17 protein-coding genes are annotated in these 15,497 nt (G+C 34.1%); 15 read left to right on the top strand and 2 right to left on the bottom strand.

What is annotated here, in order from left to right; translation table 11 throughout:
* Positions 1–39: 39 nt before the first annotated feature.
* A complete protein-coding gene (locus tag KTQ83_RS03750; protein WP_244975758.1) occupies positions 40–270 on the bottom strand; it encodes a hypothetical protein in 231 nt (76 codons plus the stop codon).
* Between the two features lie 306 nt (positions 271–576).
* On the opposite strand from KTQ83_RS03750, the gene KTQ83_RS03745 reads away from it, so the two are divergent.
* The 8 genes from KTQ83_RS03745 (at position 577) to KTQ83_RS03710 (ending at position 7,190) form a co-directional block, all read left to right on the top strand.
* Positions 577–1,755 carry an SIS domain-containing protein gene (locus KTQ83_RS03745; RefSeq protein WP_117925977.1) on the top strand — a complete coding sequence of 393 codons (1,179 nt, stop codon included), beginning with the start codon at positions 577–579 and terminating at the stop codon, positions 1,753–1,755.
* 36 nt (positions 1,756–1,791) lie between these two features.
* Positions 1,792–2,223, top strand: a complete 432-nt coding sequence (agaF, locus tag KTQ83_RS03740; RefSeq protein ID WP_217256054.1) for a PTS galactosamine/N-acetylgalactosamine transporter subunit IIA — start codon at positions 1,792–1,794, stop codon at positions 2,221–2,223.
* 121 nt (positions 2,224–2,344) lie between these two features.
* Complete coding sequence (locus KTQ83_RS03735; RefSeq protein WP_117925981.1) at positions 2,345–3,511, top strand: M20 family metallopeptidase; 1,167 nt, start codon at positions 2,345–2,347, stop codon at positions 3,509–3,511.
* A gap of 239 nt (positions 3,512–3,750) precedes the next feature.
* Entirely contained in the window at positions 3,751–4,227 is a 477-nt protein-coding gene (gene agaB / locus KTQ83_RS03730; protein WP_003863846.1) for a PTS galactosamine transporter subunit IIB, read from the top strand.
* A gap of 24 nt (positions 4,228–4,251) precedes the next feature.
* Positions 4,252–5,043: a PTS mannose/fructose/sorbose/N-acetylgalactosamine transporter subunit IIC gene (locus tag KTQ83_RS03725; protein ID WP_117925986.1), complete on the top strand. Its 792-nt coding sequence runs from the start codon at positions 4,252–4,254 to the stop codon at positions 5,041–5,043.
* On the top strand, positions 5,033–5,911 hold the full coding sequence (locus KTQ83_RS03720; protein WP_117925988.1) for a PTS system mannose/fructose/sorbose family transporter subunit IID: 879 nt from the start codon (positions 5,033–5,035) through the stop codon (positions 5,909–5,911). The genes KTQ83_RS03725 and KTQ83_RS03720 overlap by 11 nt, the downstream gene beginning before the upstream one ends.
* Positions 5,912–6,049: 138 nt before the next feature.
* On the top strand, positions 6,050–6,631 hold the full coding sequence (locus tag KTQ83_RS03715) for a hypothetical protein (protein ID WP_217256053.1): 582 nt from the start codon (positions 6,050–6,052) through the stop codon (positions 6,629–6,631).
* A gap of 10 nt (positions 6,632–6,641) precedes the next feature.
* Complete coding sequence (locus KTQ83_RS03710; protein WP_217256052.1) at positions 6,642–7,190, top strand: hypothetical protein; 549 nt, start codon at positions 6,642–6,644, stop codon at positions 7,188–7,190.
* Between the two features lie 64 nt (positions 7,191–7,254).
* Here the strand turns inward: KTQ83_RS03710 and KTQ83_RS03705 are convergent, their stop codons facing one another.
* The gene (locus KTQ83_RS03705) at positions 7,255–8,580 is read right to left on the bottom strand and encodes a class II D-tagatose-bisphosphate aldolase, non-catalytic subunit (RefSeq protein WP_217256051.1); all 1,326 of its coding nucleotides are present in this window, start codon (positions 8,578–8,580) and stop codon (positions 7,255–7,257) included.
* Between the two features lie 187 nt (positions 8,581–8,767).
* Here KTQ83_RS03705 and nagB point away from each other — a divergent pair, with 187 nt between their 5' ends.
* From nagB to KTQ83_RS03670, 7 genes are all read left to right on the top strand, one after another.
* Positions 8,768–9,487, top strand: coding sequence for a glucosamine-6-phosphate deaminase (gene nagB, locus KTQ83_RS03700; protein ID WP_117926542.1), 720 nt, complete (start codon positions 8,768–8,770; stop codon positions 9,485–9,487).
* A gap of 69 nt (positions 9,488–9,556) precedes the next feature.
* Positions 9,557–10,312: a class B sortase gene (gene srtB, locus KTQ83_RS03695; RefSeq protein WP_117926549.1), complete on the top strand. Its 756-nt coding sequence runs from the start codon at positions 9,557–9,559 to the stop codon at positions 10,310–10,312.
* Between the two features lie 29 nt (positions 10,313–10,341).
* Positions 10,342–11,424, top strand: a complete 1,083-nt coding sequence (murG, locus tag KTQ83_RS03690) for an undecaprenyldiphospho-muramoylpentapeptide beta-N-acetylglucosaminyltransferase (protein ID WP_186998635.1) — start codon at positions 10,342–10,344, stop codon at positions 11,422–11,424.
* Between the two features lies 1 nt (position 11,425).
* A complete protein-coding gene (murB, locus tag KTQ83_RS03685; RefSeq protein WP_186998634.1) occupies positions 11,426–12,325 on the top strand; it encodes a UDP-N-acetylmuramate dehydrogenase in 900 nt (299 codons plus the stop codon).
* Complete coding sequence (locus KTQ83_RS03680; RefSeq protein WP_186998633.1) at positions 12,319–13,326, top strand: OCRE domain-containing protein; 1,008 nt, start codon at positions 12,319–12,321, stop codon at positions 13,324–13,326. The genes murB and KTQ83_RS03680 overlap by 7 nt, the downstream gene beginning before the upstream one ends.
* A 55-nt stretch (positions 13,327–13,381) precedes the next feature.
* Positions 13,382–13,741: an Asp23/Gls24 family envelope stress response protein gene (locus KTQ83_RS03675; protein ID WP_117570682.1), complete on the top strand. Its 360-nt coding sequence runs from the start codon at positions 13,382–13,384 to the stop codon at positions 13,739–13,741.
* Between the two features lie 10 nt (positions 13,742–13,751).
* Complete coding sequence (locus KTQ83_RS03670) at positions 13,752–15,377, top strand: DAK2 domain-containing protein (RefSeq protein WP_217256050.1); 1,626 nt, start codon at positions 13,752–13,754, stop codon at positions 15,375–15,377.
* Positions 15,378–15,497 lie beyond the last annotated feature (120 nt).

The following is a 15,497-nucleotide window of genomic DNA, read 5'->3' as shown; positions in this document are numbered from 1 at the left end:
TACCACTGGTGTAAATTTTCTCTTTTTGACTAGTCCTATTTATATGCTAACATCAGTAGGCGTATCAAGCTTATATCCAAACAATTTGAACATTTCATCTTTTAAAGATCCAGACTCTAATAAAAGCACATTGAAAAGTGTACTTCCAAAAAGATGTTTTCTATTCCGTGTAAAATCCTTATTTGAATCAACAACAAATAGTGAAGAAGAATCATTCATGGTTTTGATGCAGAATTTTAACTGCTTTTTTAACGATTTATAATTGTTCATAAGTACCTCCAAAAACATATACCTATAAACAATTGGCCTATTATCAGAAATGATAATAGGCCACACATTTCTACCTGTATGTCAACAAAAAATTCAAATTTTCCAAAAAAAAGAGGAGCACATTTTTTGTGTTCCCCTCAAAACCGTCATTTCTTAACTTAATGACATTGGGAGAAATCCTTCTTTTTTAATAAGAATTTGTATTTTTAAAGAACAAATTTGCACTTTTTAGTTTACTTTCACCTAAAATCTTTTATTTTGGTTAAAAACGGTTATAATGAAATTAGTTCAGAAGGAGAAAGAAAAATGTTCGGAAAAGAAAAATCAACTTGGGAAGAATTAAGTGGTATTTTTACTGCACAGGAAATCTACCAACAACCTGCCACTTGGGCAAAAACAATTGCTCAAATTAAAAATGAAAAGGAAGCTTTAAAGAAATTCATGGAACCTGTATTAAGTGATCCAGATTGTGATATCGTGTTTACAGGTGCTGGAACAAGTGAATATGTAGGTAATGCATTATATTCATATGTTAACCGTTATACTGGTTACCATGCAAAATCATATGCTTCTACTGATTTAGTAGAAACTCCAGAAAACTATTTATCAAGAAATAAAAAGACTTTATTAGTGAACTTTGGTCGTTCAGGAAACTCTCCTGAAAGTGTTGGCTCAGTACAAGTTGCTGATGAAGTATGTAAGGAAAATGTGTATCATTTATTCATTACATGTAACAAAGATGGGGCTTTAGCAAAAGCGGCAGCTACTCGTGACAATGCTTATGATATTAACTTAACACCAGAAACTCATGATCAGTCTTTCGCAATGACTTCAAGTTTCTCTAACATGATGTTGGCTGCATTATTATGTTTCCGTTTAGATGATATTGATGAAGTTGCAAAAGAAATGGAGAGTGTTATCGCTCAAGGACAAAAATTTGTTGATGAAGGATACAAAGTATGTGAAAATTTAGTTGCTGACTTTGCGGAATTTAACCGTATTGTATACTTAGGTGCAAATACATTGAAGGGTATTGCTCAAGAAAGTCAATTAAAAATTTGTGAATTAACTGCTGGTACAGTTACAACTACATTTGATAGTCCAATGGGATTCCGTCACGGACCTAAATCAGTTATCAACGATGAATGTTTAACAGTTGTTTATTTATCAGATGATGAATATCAAAGACAATATGAATATGACATTATTAAAGAAATGAGTGGACAACGCAAAAAGAACCGTTTAGTTGCAGTTTCTAGTCATGCAGATGCTGAAATCGAAGGATTAGTAGATACATTCATTAACTTTGATTTAGATGCGCCAAAAGATAATATTTTCTTAGGATTTGACTATATTTTAGTTGCTCAGGTTATTGCGTTATTTAAATCATTGAGCTACAAGATTACACCAGACAATCCATGTCCAACAGGTGAAGTAAACCGTGTTGTTAAGGGTGTTACTATTTACCCATATACTGCAAAGTAAGAATTTAGAGGAGAAAATTAGAGGAGAAAAAAGAAGATGATAGGATTAATTGTTACTGGTCATGGCCACTTTGCGACAGGTTTAACTACAAGCTTAAACTTGATTGCTGGAGATGCAAAAGAATATGTTGCTGTAGATTTTGAATCCACAGATTCAACGGATGATTTAGCAAAAAAATTAACAGATGCTATGGATTCATTAAAAGACTGCGAAGGAATCATTGTATTAAGTGATTTAGCTGGTGGTTCTCCATTCAAAACGGCTGTTGAAATTGGATTCCCAAGAGGAAACGTAGAAGTTGTTGCAGGTACAAACTTAGGTATGTTAGTTGAAATCAACTTAACTCGTACTTTCTCTGAAGATGTTCATGCTTTAGCTGAATCAGCTTGCAACGTTGGAAAAGATCAAGTTATGCGTTATGTATTCCAACACATTGAGCAAAACGACGATTTTTCAGATGGTATCTAATATTTAAGCTAGGCTTTGCCTGGCTTTTTTTGAACCAGAGGCTTTGCCTGGCTTTTTTTGTAAAAACTTTTCAAATATCTGAAAATGAGGTATGATATTTTCATATACGGAGGTATTTAGAATGGATTATAAAACTAGAATTGAGGCATCTATTCAAGAGCATTTAGATGCATATATGGATATTGTAAAAACACTATACGATAATCCGGAAACAGGTTTTGAGGAGTATGAAACACAGAAGGTATTGGTGAAATATTTAGAAGATGCTGGATTCGATGTGAAATCGAGTGTTGTGATCGATACAGATTTTGTGGCTGAGTATAAATCGGGTAAAGAAGGGCCAACAATTGCTTATATGTGTGAATATGATGCACTTCCTGAAGTTGGACACGGATGTGGACATAACTTGATTGCTGGTATTGGTATTGCGGCTGGTGAAGCATTAAAGAGTGTTGTTGATGAAATTGGTGGAACAGTACGTGTTGTGGGTACGCCTGGTGAAGAAAACTTTGGTGGAAAAGTTAAGATGAGTGAAGCTGGGGTATTTGATGATGTAGATGCAGCTTTAATGGTTCATCCAAGTACAGAAAATGGTGTCGGATCTAGATCATTAGCTATTTTACCAATTAAGTATGAATTCTTTGGTAAGAATGCGCATGGATGTCGTCCTCAAGAGGGGCACAGTGCATTAGATGCAGCGATTAGTACATATACACAGATTTCAATGTTACGTCAATTTGTGACTCCAGGATCATATATTCATGGAATTATTCGCGACGGAGGTTTAGCTGCCAATGTAATTCCTGCTTATGCAAGTATGGAGTATTATTTTAGAGCAACTACGATGGCATATTGTAAAGAGATTGCAACTCGTGCAGAGGATTGTGTGAAGGGTTCTTGTATTGCAAGCCAAACAACTTACAAAACAAGTATGTATGAATGTCCTTATGAAGATACAAAAATCAACTATACACTAGCTGATATGTTGACAGAAAAATATAAAGAGCTAGGAGTCGAGCAAATTAATCCGGTTGATGAAATTCCATGTGGTTCTACAGATGTTGGAAGTGTAAGTTATGTTTGTCCAACAATTCAGGGAACTATCAAAATCGCAGATTGCTCAGTTGCTGGTCATTCTAAAGAAATGGCGGCTGCAACAATTAGTGAAGATGGAAAAGCTGGATTAGTAACAGCAGCTACAGCTATTGCGTTAATTGGTTTAGATTTGATTACTGAACCTGAAAAGTTAGAAAAAGCAAAAAAAGAGTTTAAAGAAGGGACATGCTAATTAGCATGTTCTTTTACTTTGTGAAAAGGTTTTCAAAACGGGCTTTTTAAATTGATTTTGTGATAATTATGTATTTTTTTTGCCAATTTTTATAATTGTTAGTGATAAATATTAAAAAAATACTAAAAAGTGCAAAAAATTGCTTAAAATGTGTAAAGCATTTATGCATAGAAAATGTATAATATAGTCAAGATAGTTATTCTTTAAAGAAGAAAGCGCTATCAGGAAGGAGAGAGAATATGCCAAATATCTTATTAACAAGAATCGACAATCGTTTGATTCACGGTCAAGTTGCAACTCAATGGAGTGGAGTTCTAGGAGCTAACTTATTATTAGTTGCAAATGACGCTGTCGCAAAAGATGAATTCCGTCAAGGTTTGATGAACATGGCTGCTCCAGCTTATGCTCAGACTCGTTACTTCTCAATTCAGAAGACAATCGACATTATTGGAAAAGCAAGTCCTGCTCAAAAAATCTTCATCATTTGTGAAACACCTCAGGATGTATTACGTCTAGTTGAGGGTGGTGTTCCAATTAAAAAATGTAATATTGGAAACATGCACATGTCTGAAGGTAAACGTCAAGTTGCTACTACTGTAGCTGTAAATGACGATGATGTTGCTGCATTCAAGAAATTGCAAGAATTAGGTGTTGAATTAGAAATTCAACGTGTACCTGACATCGCACCTGAAGATATTAATAAACTTTGGAGTTAATCCAAAAAAAGGAGAAAATGAAAAATGAATATTGTAGAAATTGTGTTATTGGCAATTGTAACATTCTTTTTTGCCATCGACCAATTCTCATTAACTGAAATCGTTTATCGTCCTATCATTGCTTGTCCAATTATTGGTGCAATCCTAGGTGATGTAAACACTGGCTTAGTTGTTGGTGGTACATATGAGTTAATGATGGTTGGTAACATGCCAGTTGGTGGAGCACAGCCTCCTAACGCTGTATTAGGATCAGTTGTTGCTATGATTTTCGCTGTTAAAGCAAAAATGGACATTAATGCTGCTTTAGGAGCTTGTATGATTTTCGCTACATTCGGACAATACGTTGTAACATTAACATTTACAATCATGTCTGGTTTAATGGCTAAAGCTGATAAAGCTGCTAATGAAGCTAACCCTAAAGGAATTACAGCTGTATGTAATACTTCTATGGCTATCTTAGGTACTTTATTTGCTGTAATCGCTATTTTAGCATATGTTGGTGGAACTGCTGCTTCTGGTGCTTTACAAAGCTTAAGTGAAGAAGCAAGCTGGTTCATGGGTGGTTTAAGTGCTGCCGGTGGAATGATGCGTTTCGTAGGTTTCGCTGTATTGTTAAAGATTATGCTTTCTAACGACTTGTGGGGATGGTTACTAGGTGGTTTTGCAACTGCATTGCTATTTGGTAACGTTGAAGCTACTGCTTCTGCTTGCTTGATCTTAGTTGCATTCATCGGTGTTGCAATCGCATTATTAGACTTCAAGATTACTTCTATTGAAACAAAAGCTGCGCAGGGAGGTGTAAGTGATGGAATCTAATGCAATGACTTCTTACAAGGATACTACTCCTGCTGCAAGATTAGATAAACAAACTTTAAATAAAATGGTATGGCGTTCTTGCCAATTACAGGCTGCGTTCAACTACGAACGTATGCAATCTGCTGGTTGGTTATGGGCTATGTTACCTGGTTTGGAAAAAATCCACACAAATAAAGATGACTTAGCTGCATCTATGACTCACAACATGGATTTCCTTAATACTCACCCATTCTTCGTAACATTCGTTATGGGTATCGTATTATCAATGGAACAACAAAAAACGGATATTCAGACAATTCGTTCTGTACGTATCTCAACTGCTGCTCCATTAGGTGGTATTGGTGACGCATTGTTCTGGTATACATTAATTCCTATCACTGCTGGTTTAACTGCAAACATGGCTATTGATGGAAGTATCATGGGACCAATCTTATACTTCGTTATCGCATTCGGTGTTGAAATGGTTTTACGTTATGCTTTAATGTACTGGTCATACAACTTAGGTTTAACTGCTGTTAAGATGATGACTGCTAACGCTAAAGCATTCACTCACGCTGCAAGTGTATTAGGTGTATTCGTTGTTGGTGCTTTAATTTCTAACTATGGTGGAGGAACTAAATTAGGTATCTCAATCGCTAATGGTGAAGGTGATCCAATTGTAATCCAAAACTACTTAAATATGATTTTACCTTGCTTAATCGCATTCGCATTCACTATGATGTGCTATGTATTGATTAAGAAGAAAAACTGGACTCCAGTAAAATGTATCGCATTATTCTTAGTAATCGGTATTGTTGGAGCTGCATTCGGAATCTGGGCAGGTTCATATACACCTCTAGTACCAGTTCCATGGTCAGTAGTTGCGTAGGCTAATCTAACGAAGTTAGAATATTTTCTCTCAAATATAAGGTTGTAACGGATTATATCCTTACAACCTTTAATTTTATTTTTAGCTCATTAAAAAATTTTTTGATGATTTAAAAATGAAATTAAGGAGGTACAAATTATGGCTGATAAAAAATATCCAGTTCTTTATGCAACAAGTATTAAAGGAACAATTTTTAGACATTGTGGAGTATACAATACAATTTATTTCAATATTTATAATAATAAGGAATTAGAGGATAAACCTTATTACTTAGAGTATATGGAAAAGACAAGGGAAGAAGTTTATAAGGCAATCCAGAATAAATTTACAATGTCTCAACCATTAAAAGTGACAAATGATCATAAGGTTTTCATTATTTTTAGAGGCAATGTTGATATGCGTGATGTGAAAACTTTCTGCAAAATGATGCTACAGGAATTAGAATATTTTACAGAAGGTATTCATGCAGCAGATTATGCTGAATTAGAAACGATGTTTATGGAGATTGGTCGTGCTCCAAGTTTTTTGAAAGCTTCAAAAGTTGGAGAAAAGTTGACACAAACCGATATTCTTGACAAAATAATGGTACATATGGATGGTCATGATCAACCGCAGGATAATGGTTGTCTGACACCATATACAGATTATGTTGATTTTAAAGAAGAAGAGAAACGACAAAATCTAAAAAAAGAAGAACTCGAAGAAGTAGTTGAGTGGTAAGGAGATATTTATGGCACAAGGTAGAAAGACAAGACAAAAACAACAAGCAGATTTAAAAGGAAGTGTATCTGGTTGGCATGTTTATAAAGATGAACGTGGAAGAGCGGTATATTATGATGTGTTTTCTAAAAATGGATATATTTTAGCAAATAATGAAGATCGATATAAACAATTCAGTATGCGCTTTGTGATGGGAGCTATCGGATTCATTTTGATGTTGATGTTTGATATGCCTATCTGGTTATGTGTTTTAGCTGGTGTTGGAGTATATGGATTTTTAGAATTTAGATTTAGACGATTCTTGAAAAACTTAGCTCGCGTTGAAAACTTTAAGTGTAATGAAAAAATGAAGAGTGAAGCTTCTATTAAAACTTTAGATACGAATAAAATCATTTTGAAAATGGTTCTATTATTAGCGTTAGCTGTATTGATTATTATTAATGCATATAACGAAAACTATACAGGTTGGATGTTAACTCTTAATTATGTAATTAGTGCATTAACATTTATCTTTGCGTTATATCATGCTAAAGAATTGATTTCAAGAAAGAGTAAGTAAAAGGTTCGGTTGAACCTTTTTTTTGCAAAAAAAATGCGCATCTATAAGATGCGCAATATTTGTTTTAGCGAACTAATTCTTCCTGGTGACTAGCATAAGTATATTCTTCAATTGTATACATAACACGAGCTTTAATTAAATCTTCAGGTGTGTTGTTCAATTTACCTTCACGTACCAATGTATATTGGAAAGGCATATACTGACTTAGCAATGGTAATGGTACTGGGTGTTCTTTTAAGTTTGCCAATAATTTAGCTAAAGCATTCTTAACATTTTCTTGAGGTAAATAGTAACGGCAACGGTCAGAGAATGAATATTTACGTTTGAATGCAATTTCATTTTCTGTTCCATGATAATATGGAGCCCATTTACCAGGGTTTGCTAACATGGCTTTGTCTAATTCTTCACGGAAGTGACTCGTTTCAAATCCATAAACAGCAGCCAATTCTTCTTCAATCATGCATAATGAGAAGATTCCTTCACGAGCGGCATAAGTAAGTCCAGGACCAACTTTTAAGATGCCAACACCATCTTCTACTAATTCACGTAATTTGTATTTAGTTTGATAATCAGTTGAGTGTCCTTCAAATACTAATTTGTCAAAATCTTTAATGCTTGCCATTAAATCTTTAGCACGTTCACGATCGTATTCTTCACATCCAGCATCTTTTTCTTCAACACCTGGCTGAACAACAGCAGCAATAACGTGGTTCCAAGCATCTGCGATTCCCATATCATCAAATGCTTTTTCAAATGTAGCTACAGTACTTTTGAAGTCTTCAGGTTTTGTAACTTGCATACCAGCATTTTCTTCTTGTGCTCCACCTGGAATTGGAACTTCACTACCGACGATATATACTGGGTGAATTGCTTCTGGATTTTCTTGAAGTAATTCTTGGTAAGCTTCTTCGCAAACTTTAGCTAAAGTAGCTCCACGACGAGCAATTGTTTCATCACTTAAACGAGTATTTGGATCATCATCAGCAACTTTCATGCTTGTATCAATATGAATTTTAGTGAAACCAGCACGAACATAGTCGTGTACTAATGTTTTTGCGTATTCCATAGCTTCTGCTTCCGGTTTGTTTGCGACTGTTAATGGTCCTAAGTGGTCCCCACCTAAGAAAATACGATCACTTGATAATCCAGCTTCTTTTGCTTTTTCATGACAGAAGTTGAAGAAATCTTTTGGTGTCATTCCTGAGTAACCACCATTTTGATCTACCTGGTTAGCAGTTGATTCAATTAAAACACATGAATCTTGTTTTTTTGCGGTTTCCATCGCAGCTTCAATAACGAATGCATTACTTGAACAGCATGAATAGATAGCTACGGCTTTACCTTCTTTTTGTTTTTTAACAATGTTTAATAATGGGTTTTGTTTAGGCATTGTATGTCCTCCTTAACTGTTTTTATTATACAGTATCTTTAACATTTTTTCTTCTTTTTAACATAAAGTTAATTAAAAAGTGCAAATATTACTAATTTGTTAAAAATGACAAAAGCATTACTAAAATGTACATTTTATTTTGAAAGCGCTATGCTATAATATTAGAAGAAATATGGAGGAGATAACAATGAAGGTTATTGTATGTGAAAACTATGATGAAATGTCAGCAAAGGCATTTGAAGTCATCAAGGAATTATTGGATGCTAAGAAAGATGCTGTCTTAGGTTTGGCAACAGGATCTAGTCCAGTTGGATTATATAAGGAAATGATCCAATACCACAAAGATGGATATAGCTATAAAGATATTAAATCTTATAATTTAGATGAATATGTAGGAATCGATCGTAAAGATCCTCAATCTTACTATACTTTTATGTATGAAAACTTATTTAAAGATATTGATATTGATTTAAATAATACACATGTTCCTTATGGAAATACAGAAGCTGATTGTAAAGCTTATGAAGATGCTTTAAGTGAAGTATCAATTGACTTACAGGTATTAGGAATTGGACAAAATGGACATATCGGATTCAATGAACCTGGTACACCATTTGAAACATTAACTCACATCGTTGATTTAACAGAAAACACTCGTGAAGCAAATGCTCGTTTCTTTGATAACGATATTAACAAGGTTCCAACACAAGCTATTTCAATGGGAATTGGAACAATTATGAAATCTAAAAAAGTATTATTAGTGGCTAATGGTGAAAATAAAGCAGATGCTATTAAAGCTATGATCGAAGGACCAATCGATACTGCATGTGCTGCAAGTGCATTACAAAATCACGCTGATGTAGTTGTTGTATTGGATAAAGCTGCTGCTAGTAAATTAACTAAATAATTGCGATTATCTTTATAGGATAGGGAATTTATTTCTCTATCCTTTTTTTTTGTGTTAAAATTAAGTTGTATGAAAAAATGGATATATAGAATCGTTTTTGTCGTTAGCCTTTGTGTATTTGGGTACAGTGCCTATAATTTATGGGATATATATTCACAGAAACAACAAGTTGCGACACAGACAAAACAATTAGAAAAAAAAGTAATTAAGAAAAAAAGAGAAAATAAAGTAGTAAAGAATGTTTTAGAACCTGATTGGGCAGCACTTCAAGCAGAGAATCAAGATATAGTAGGATGGATTTATGTTCCAGGTTGTGATATTTCTTTTCCTGTTATGCAATCGAAAGATAATGAATATTATTTGAATCATACAGTGAGTGGGGAATATAATAATAGAGGTTCGATTTTTTTGGATGCGAATGCGAATGCACAATTTCAAGATGATAATTCCATTATATATGGCCATTCTGTTGAAGGTGGAGGCATGTTTACCTTGTTAAAGAAGTATTGTGATGAAGATTTTTTTAAATCGCATCCAGTATTTTATTTATTAACACCAGGTGCGAATTTTAACTGTCATGTATTTACATTTGCGAAAACTACAGACGATAGTGTATTCTATACAACGTCATTTGGAGATTATAGACAAGAGACTTTAGATTCTATGAAACAGTCGTCTACATACTTCAATGATTTGGTGAATACAGATCAAAAGTTTGTTTCTTTATCCACATGTGATTTAGATTATGGATTTGATTCGAGTCATCGTTTTGTTTTAACTGGACAACTGGAAAAGACAAGTGACGATATTGTTTTAAAAGATTGATATATGATATACTTGGTGAGGTTTTTAATATGAAAATTTGTTTTGTGACAGGAGGAACAGGGGGTCATATTTATCCGGCTTTAGCTTTAGCAGATAAAATGAAAGAACTTGATTCTTCGACTGAAATATTATTTATTGGAAATGATGATCGCATGGAAAAGGATTTGATTCCGCAAAATGGCTATGCGTTTAAGGCTCTACATACTTCTGGATTAGTAGGAAATGCATTAAAAAAATGTATGGCGGTTTGTCAGATGTTTAAAGCAGAAGGTAAGGCAAAAAAATACTTAAAAGAATTCAATCCAGATGTTGTGATTGGATTTGGAGGATATGTGAGTGCGCCAGTTATTATGGCGGCTCATTCTTTAGGAATCCACACCGTAATTCATGAACAAAACTCCATTGTTGGTAAGGCCAACCAGCTTGTTATGAAGAAAGTGGATGCGATTATAACTTGTTATGAAAAATGTAATGAGGTTTTTCCAAAGGAAAAGATTCATATGTTGGGAAATCCAAGAGCAACAATTGCCAAAGAGGCAATATTTGATGAAGACTATTTTAAATCATTAGGTTTAGATTTAGATAAAAAAACAATTCTTATTGTGATGGGTTCTTTGGGCTCTAGTTCTGTAAATGAATTAATGAAGAGTGCTTTAAAGGATGTCAATGATGATTTACAATTTTTGTATGTCTGCGGAAAAGACAATTCTCAAGATTTGAATTTATTTGAAAGCCAAAAAAATATTCATGTTGTACCATATGTAGATACATTGCGTATTTATGGACATGTAGATGGAATGGTTTGTCGTGCAGGTGCTACAACGCTTGCAGAAGTAACGGCTTTAGGGATTCCTTCTATCGTGATACCAAGTCCTTATGTGGCAAATAACCATCAATTTTATAATGCGAGTATGCTGCTAAGACAACAAGCTTGTCGTATTATTGAAGAAAAGGATTTGAATGCAGAAACTTTGCAAGGTCAAATTGTATCTTTATACGCAAATCCAGTGGTATATGAACAAACACATGAACATGCATTGCAGATGGGTAAACCGAATGCGGCATATGATATTATAGATTTATTAAAAAATATATGTAAAAAGGGGAAATAATATGAGCATAAAGGATCGTTTAATGACGTATGCAGAAGTTTTAGAACATGAGCCTATGAAGAAACATACCACTTTTAAGATTGGTGGTTGCGTAGACTATTATATATATCCCAAAAATTGTACAGCACTAATGTGTGTGCTTGAAATACTTGCACAGGAAAACATTCCATATTATGTACTTGGACGTGGATCTAACGTTTTATGTTCGGATACAGATTTTCATGGTGCAATCATCAATCTAGATCGTACTTTGAATGATTTCTACTTTGAACCAGATGGAGTTCTAGTAGCGCAAGCGGGATGTTCAATTATAAATATGGCAGTAGAGGCCATGAAAAGATCACTAACAGGTTTGGAATGGGCAAGTGGAATTCCAGGCTCGATTGGTGGTGGACTTTATATGAATGCCGGAGCCTATAAGGATAATTTGGCTAATCATTTAATTGATGTCTGTGTTTTAAAAAATAATACAATTTGTTGGATGAAAAAAGATGAATTGGATTATGCATATCGCCATTCTATCTTCCAATCACACAAGGATTGGACTATTTTAGTGGGTCGTTTCCAATTAGAAAAAGGAAACCAAAATGATATTCGTGATTTGATGGATTCTAGACGTGAAAGAAGAATGAGTGCACAGCCTTTGGATAAGCCTTGTGCAGGTAGTGTGTTTAGAAATCCAGAAGAAATTCCAGCTTGGAAATTGATTGAAGAGCTGGGATTAAGGGGCCATAAAATTGGTGGTGCAATGGTTAGTGAAAAGCACTGTAATTTTATTGTGAATGATGATTTGAATGCGACAGCTCAAGATGTTCGTGATTTGATTCATGAAATTAAAACTCGAGCAAAAAAAGAATATAATATTGACATGGTTACGGAAGTTGAGCAGTTATATTGGTAAAGAAAAAAGTTAAGCTAACTATTAAACAATCGATTATTTTTAGTCTTGTTGTTATGATGGTAGCTAGTATTTTTGTGTATTATTTTTCTACAGATTCCCATGTCAAGGTTTTATCATGTAAAAACAACTATTATTTGTCAGATAGTGAAGTCTACGATTTGGCAAATGTGAGTACGAAGACACGTATCTATTTAATGCCTTCGATTATATTGGAGAAGAGAGTAGAAAAGATGCCTTTTGTACAGTCTTGTGATGTTTCAAAGAAAAATCGAAAGCTTACTTTTAATGTGCAGGAAAAATTGATGGTTGGCTATTATGTGAAGGATAATAAAAATTATGCCCTTTGCCAAGATGGCTCTTCGATTGAAATAGATGAACAGTATTTAAATATAATTGTACATTTTCCTTTGTTGTCAAATTTTAATGCAAAACAAAGAAAGCAGTTGTGTGAACAATTTCAAAAACATCGAAAAGTGTTAACTCGAGAATTAATTGAAAAGTTTGCAGAAATCGTACCTTATAAAACAAGTTATGATAAAAATATGTTTAAAATCACAATGCAAGATGGGAATATTGTTTATACCAATTTAAAAAGTATAAAAATGTTATCTAAATACCAAAGTGTTTTGACAAAACTAAAAGGACAGTCTGTTTGTCTGGTTTTGGATTCTACGCATTCAACAATTGAAAAGGTGAATTGTGATGATTTGAATTCGAAACAAAAGGTTGAAGAAAAACAGGAAGAGAAGATGGAAAAGGCCGAAAAGACTGAAGCAACAGATGAAAAAACTTTGGAAAATACCGAGGTTCAAGAAGAACAACAGCCAACAGAAGATGAATCTTGGAATCAGGTTGAATGGGTTTATGATGATAACACAGGCGTGTATTATCATGAAGACATTGGAATGTATTATGATCCAAATACAGGTGAATATTATGATGGAAATGGTACATATTATTATTGGGATGAGGAATCTCAAAGCTTTGTAGAAGCGTATTAGGATTTGTGTTTATATTTTAAGTAGAGTATAATTAATAAAAACGGGAGGTTTTATTATGCCTATTAATAAATCAACAGAATACGGAAATATCGAAATTTCATTAGATGCGATTGCCAATTTAGCTGGTGGAGCAATTACTGAATGTTATGGTATTGTAGGTATGGCTAGTCAGAAGACATTGAAAGATGGCTGGGCAGAATTATTGAAAAAAGAAAACTATGCTCGTGGTGTTGTTGTGACACAAGATGAAACGGGATTAGTTTTGAATCTTTATATTATTGCATTACAAGGAATTAAATTAAGTCAAGTTGTGTATGAAGCACAAAAACGTGTTAAATACGTATTGGAGAAAACTTTGGAAGTAAAATGTAACGCTGTAAACATCTATGTCCAAGGTGTTCGTGCGGTAAAGTAGGGGTTAAGAGATGGAAAGAATTAATGGTATTTTATTTAAACAGATGCTTGAATCCGGAATGAATAACTTATCAAATCATTCAGCGGAAATCGATGCATTGAATGTTTTCCCTGTGCCAGATGGAGATACAGGTACAAATATGCATTTAACCGTATCAAATGGTGTAAAAGAAGCACTTAAAACGAATTCAGATTCTGTAAAAGATATTGCGAAAACGTTATCTCGTGGATTATTAATGGGGGCACGTGGGAACTCTGGTGTTATTACGTCTCAGATTTTTAGAGGAATCTATCAAGCAGTTGAAGATTTAGATGATATGGATGCATCCCAATTGGCTCATGCATTGGTTAATGGAAGTCGTGTGGCTTATCGTGCTGTTATGCGTCCAGTAGAAGGAACAATTTTAACTGTTGTTCGTGAAGCTGCAGATTATACATATGCATACACTACAACTGAAGATGTTACAGATTGTATGGATGTTATGAAGAAGATGGTGGAAGAAGCCAATGCTTCTTTACAAAGAACCCCTGAATTATTACCTGTACTTGCAGAAGTAGGTGTAGTTGATAGTGGTGGAAAAGGTCTTTGTGTGATCTTAGAAGGATTCCTTGCTGCTATGGAAGGTCATCCAGTTCAACTTGAAGGTGCAAAAGCAGCTGGTGAAAGTGCACAAGCTAAAGTAGAGGGTGGAGAAGAAGAATATGGATTCTGTACAGAATTTATTTTGAAGTTATCGGAAAATGGTGTTCGTCATTTCTCTGAAATTAGCTTTAAAGATGAATTAGCAACAATTGGTAATTCAATTGTTTGTGTGCAAGATGATGATTTAGTAAAAGTTCATGTTCATACATTAGAACCATTCACAGCGATTAAAATGGGACGTCGTCAGGGTCGTTTTATTAAGTTAAAAGTTGAAAACATGCAAGAGCAGCATGACAATATTATCGAAAAAGAAGAAGAGGAAAAAATGGCAGAACACAAAAAATATGCCATTATTACCGTAGCTCCTGGTGATGGAATCAAGAAGATGTTTACAGAACTTAGAGCTGACATTGTTGTTGGTGGTGGACAAACAATGAATCCGAGTACAGAAGATTTTGTTTCAGCCGTTGAAAAGTTGAATGCAGATCATATCTTCATTTTACCAAACAACTCAAATATTGTTTTAGCTGCTAGTCAGGCTGCACAGGTATGCTCAGATCAAGATATTCATGTACTTCCAAGTAAAACAATTCCACAAGGATTAAGTGCTTGTGTTATGTTTAATCCAGATGTTGAATTAGAAGATAATTTAGCTGAAATGAATGAAGCTATTGAAAATGTTAAATCTGGTGAAGTGACTTATGCGATTAAAGATACAACATATGATGGTCTTGAAATTAAAAAAGATGAATATATGGGCATTTTTGGAAAAGATATTTGTGTATCTTGTCCAGACTGCATGGAAGCAACAAAAAAATTGTTGGATAAAATGTTAGATGACGATAGTGAACTTGTTACTTTGATTTATGGTGATACAGCTACAAAAGAACAGGCTGAAGAAATCGCTGCTTATATCGAAGATAACAGTGATGCAGAAGTTGAAATCCATGAAGGAAATCAACCGGTTTATTCATTTATTATTGGTGTTGAATAGTAACAAGCAATGAATCCATCAGACTTAGTTCTGATGGATTTTTAGTACAATAAATTTTGTAGGGGGTTGCTGAATTTGCTCTCCAGGAATTTAAGGGACGATATATACCCTAAAACGGTT

The sequence above is a fragment of the Holdemanella porci genome, assembly GCF_019052655.1.
Classification (GTDB): domain Bacteria; phylum Bacillota_I; class Bacilli_A; order Erysipelotrichales; family Erysipelotrichaceae; genus Holdemanella; species Holdemanella hominis.
The sequence above is the reverse complement of the archived record's forward strand: the minus strand, read 5'-3'. Positions and strand labels throughout refer to the sequence as shown.

What these genes read in the sequence shown, in the direction of transcription:
- KTQ83_RS03750 (WP_244975758.1), bottom strand. Translation starts at nt 270, where the DNA reads ATGAACAATTATAAATCGTTAAAAAAGCAGTTAAAATTCTGCATCAAA.
- KTQ83_RS03745 (WP_117925977.1), top strand. Translation starts at nt 577, where the DNA reads ATGTTCGGAAAAGAAAAATCAACTTGGGAAGAATTAAGTGGTATTTTT.
- agaF (WP_217256054.1), top strand. Translation starts at nt 1,792, where the DNA reads ATGATAGGATTAATTGTTACTGGTCATGGCCACTTTGCGACAGGTTTA.
- KTQ83_RS03735 (WP_117925981.1), top strand. Translation starts at nt 2,345, where the DNA reads ATGGATTATAAAACTAGAATTGAGGCATCTATTCAAGAGCATTTAGAT.
- agaB (WP_003863846.1), top strand. Translation starts at nt 3,751, where the DNA reads ATGCCAAATATCTTATTAACAAGAATCGACAATCGTTTGATTCACGGT.
- KTQ83_RS03725 (WP_117925986.1), top strand. Translation starts at nt 4,252, where the DNA reads ATGAATATTGTAGAAATTGTGTTATTGGCAATTGTAACATTCTTTTTT.
- KTQ83_RS03720 (WP_117925988.1), top strand. Translation starts at nt 5,033, where the DNA reads ATGGAATCTAATGCAATGACTTCTTACAAGGATACTACTCCTGCTGCA.
- KTQ83_RS03715 (WP_217256053.1), top strand. Translation starts at nt 6,050, where the DNA reads ATGGCTGATAAAAAATATCCAGTTCTTTATGCAACAAGTATTAAAGGA.
- KTQ83_RS03710 (WP_217256052.1), top strand. Translation starts at nt 6,642, where the DNA reads ATGGCACAAGGTAGAAAGACAAGACAAAAACAACAAGCAGATTTAAAA.
- KTQ83_RS03705 (WP_217256051.1), bottom strand. Translation starts at nt 8,580, where the DNA reads ATGCCTAAACAAAACCCATTATTAAACATTGTTAAAAAACAAAAAGAA.
- nagB (WP_117926542.1), top strand. Translation starts at nt 8,768, where the DNA reads ATGAAGGTTATTGTATGTGAAAACTATGATGAAATGTCAGCAAAGGCA.
- srtB (WP_117926549.1), top strand. Translation starts at nt 9,557, where the DNA reads ATGAAAAAATGGATATATAGAATCGTTTTTGTCGTTAGCCTTTGTGTA.
- murG (WP_186998635.1), top strand. Translation starts at nt 10,342, where the DNA reads ATGAAAATTTGTTTTGTGACAGGAGGAACAGGGGGTCATATTTATCCG.
- murB (WP_186998634.1), top strand. Translation starts at nt 11,426, where the DNA reads ATGAGCATAAAGGATCGTTTAATGACGTATGCAGAAGTTTTAGAACAT.
- KTQ83_RS03675 (WP_117570682.1), top strand. Translation starts at nt 13,382, where the DNA reads ATGCCTATTAATAAATCAACAGAATACGGAAATATCGAAATTTCATTA.
- KTQ83_RS03670 (WP_217256050.1), top strand. Translation starts at nt 13,752, where the DNA reads ATGGAAAGAATTAATGGTATTTTATTTAAACAGATGCTTGAATCCGGA.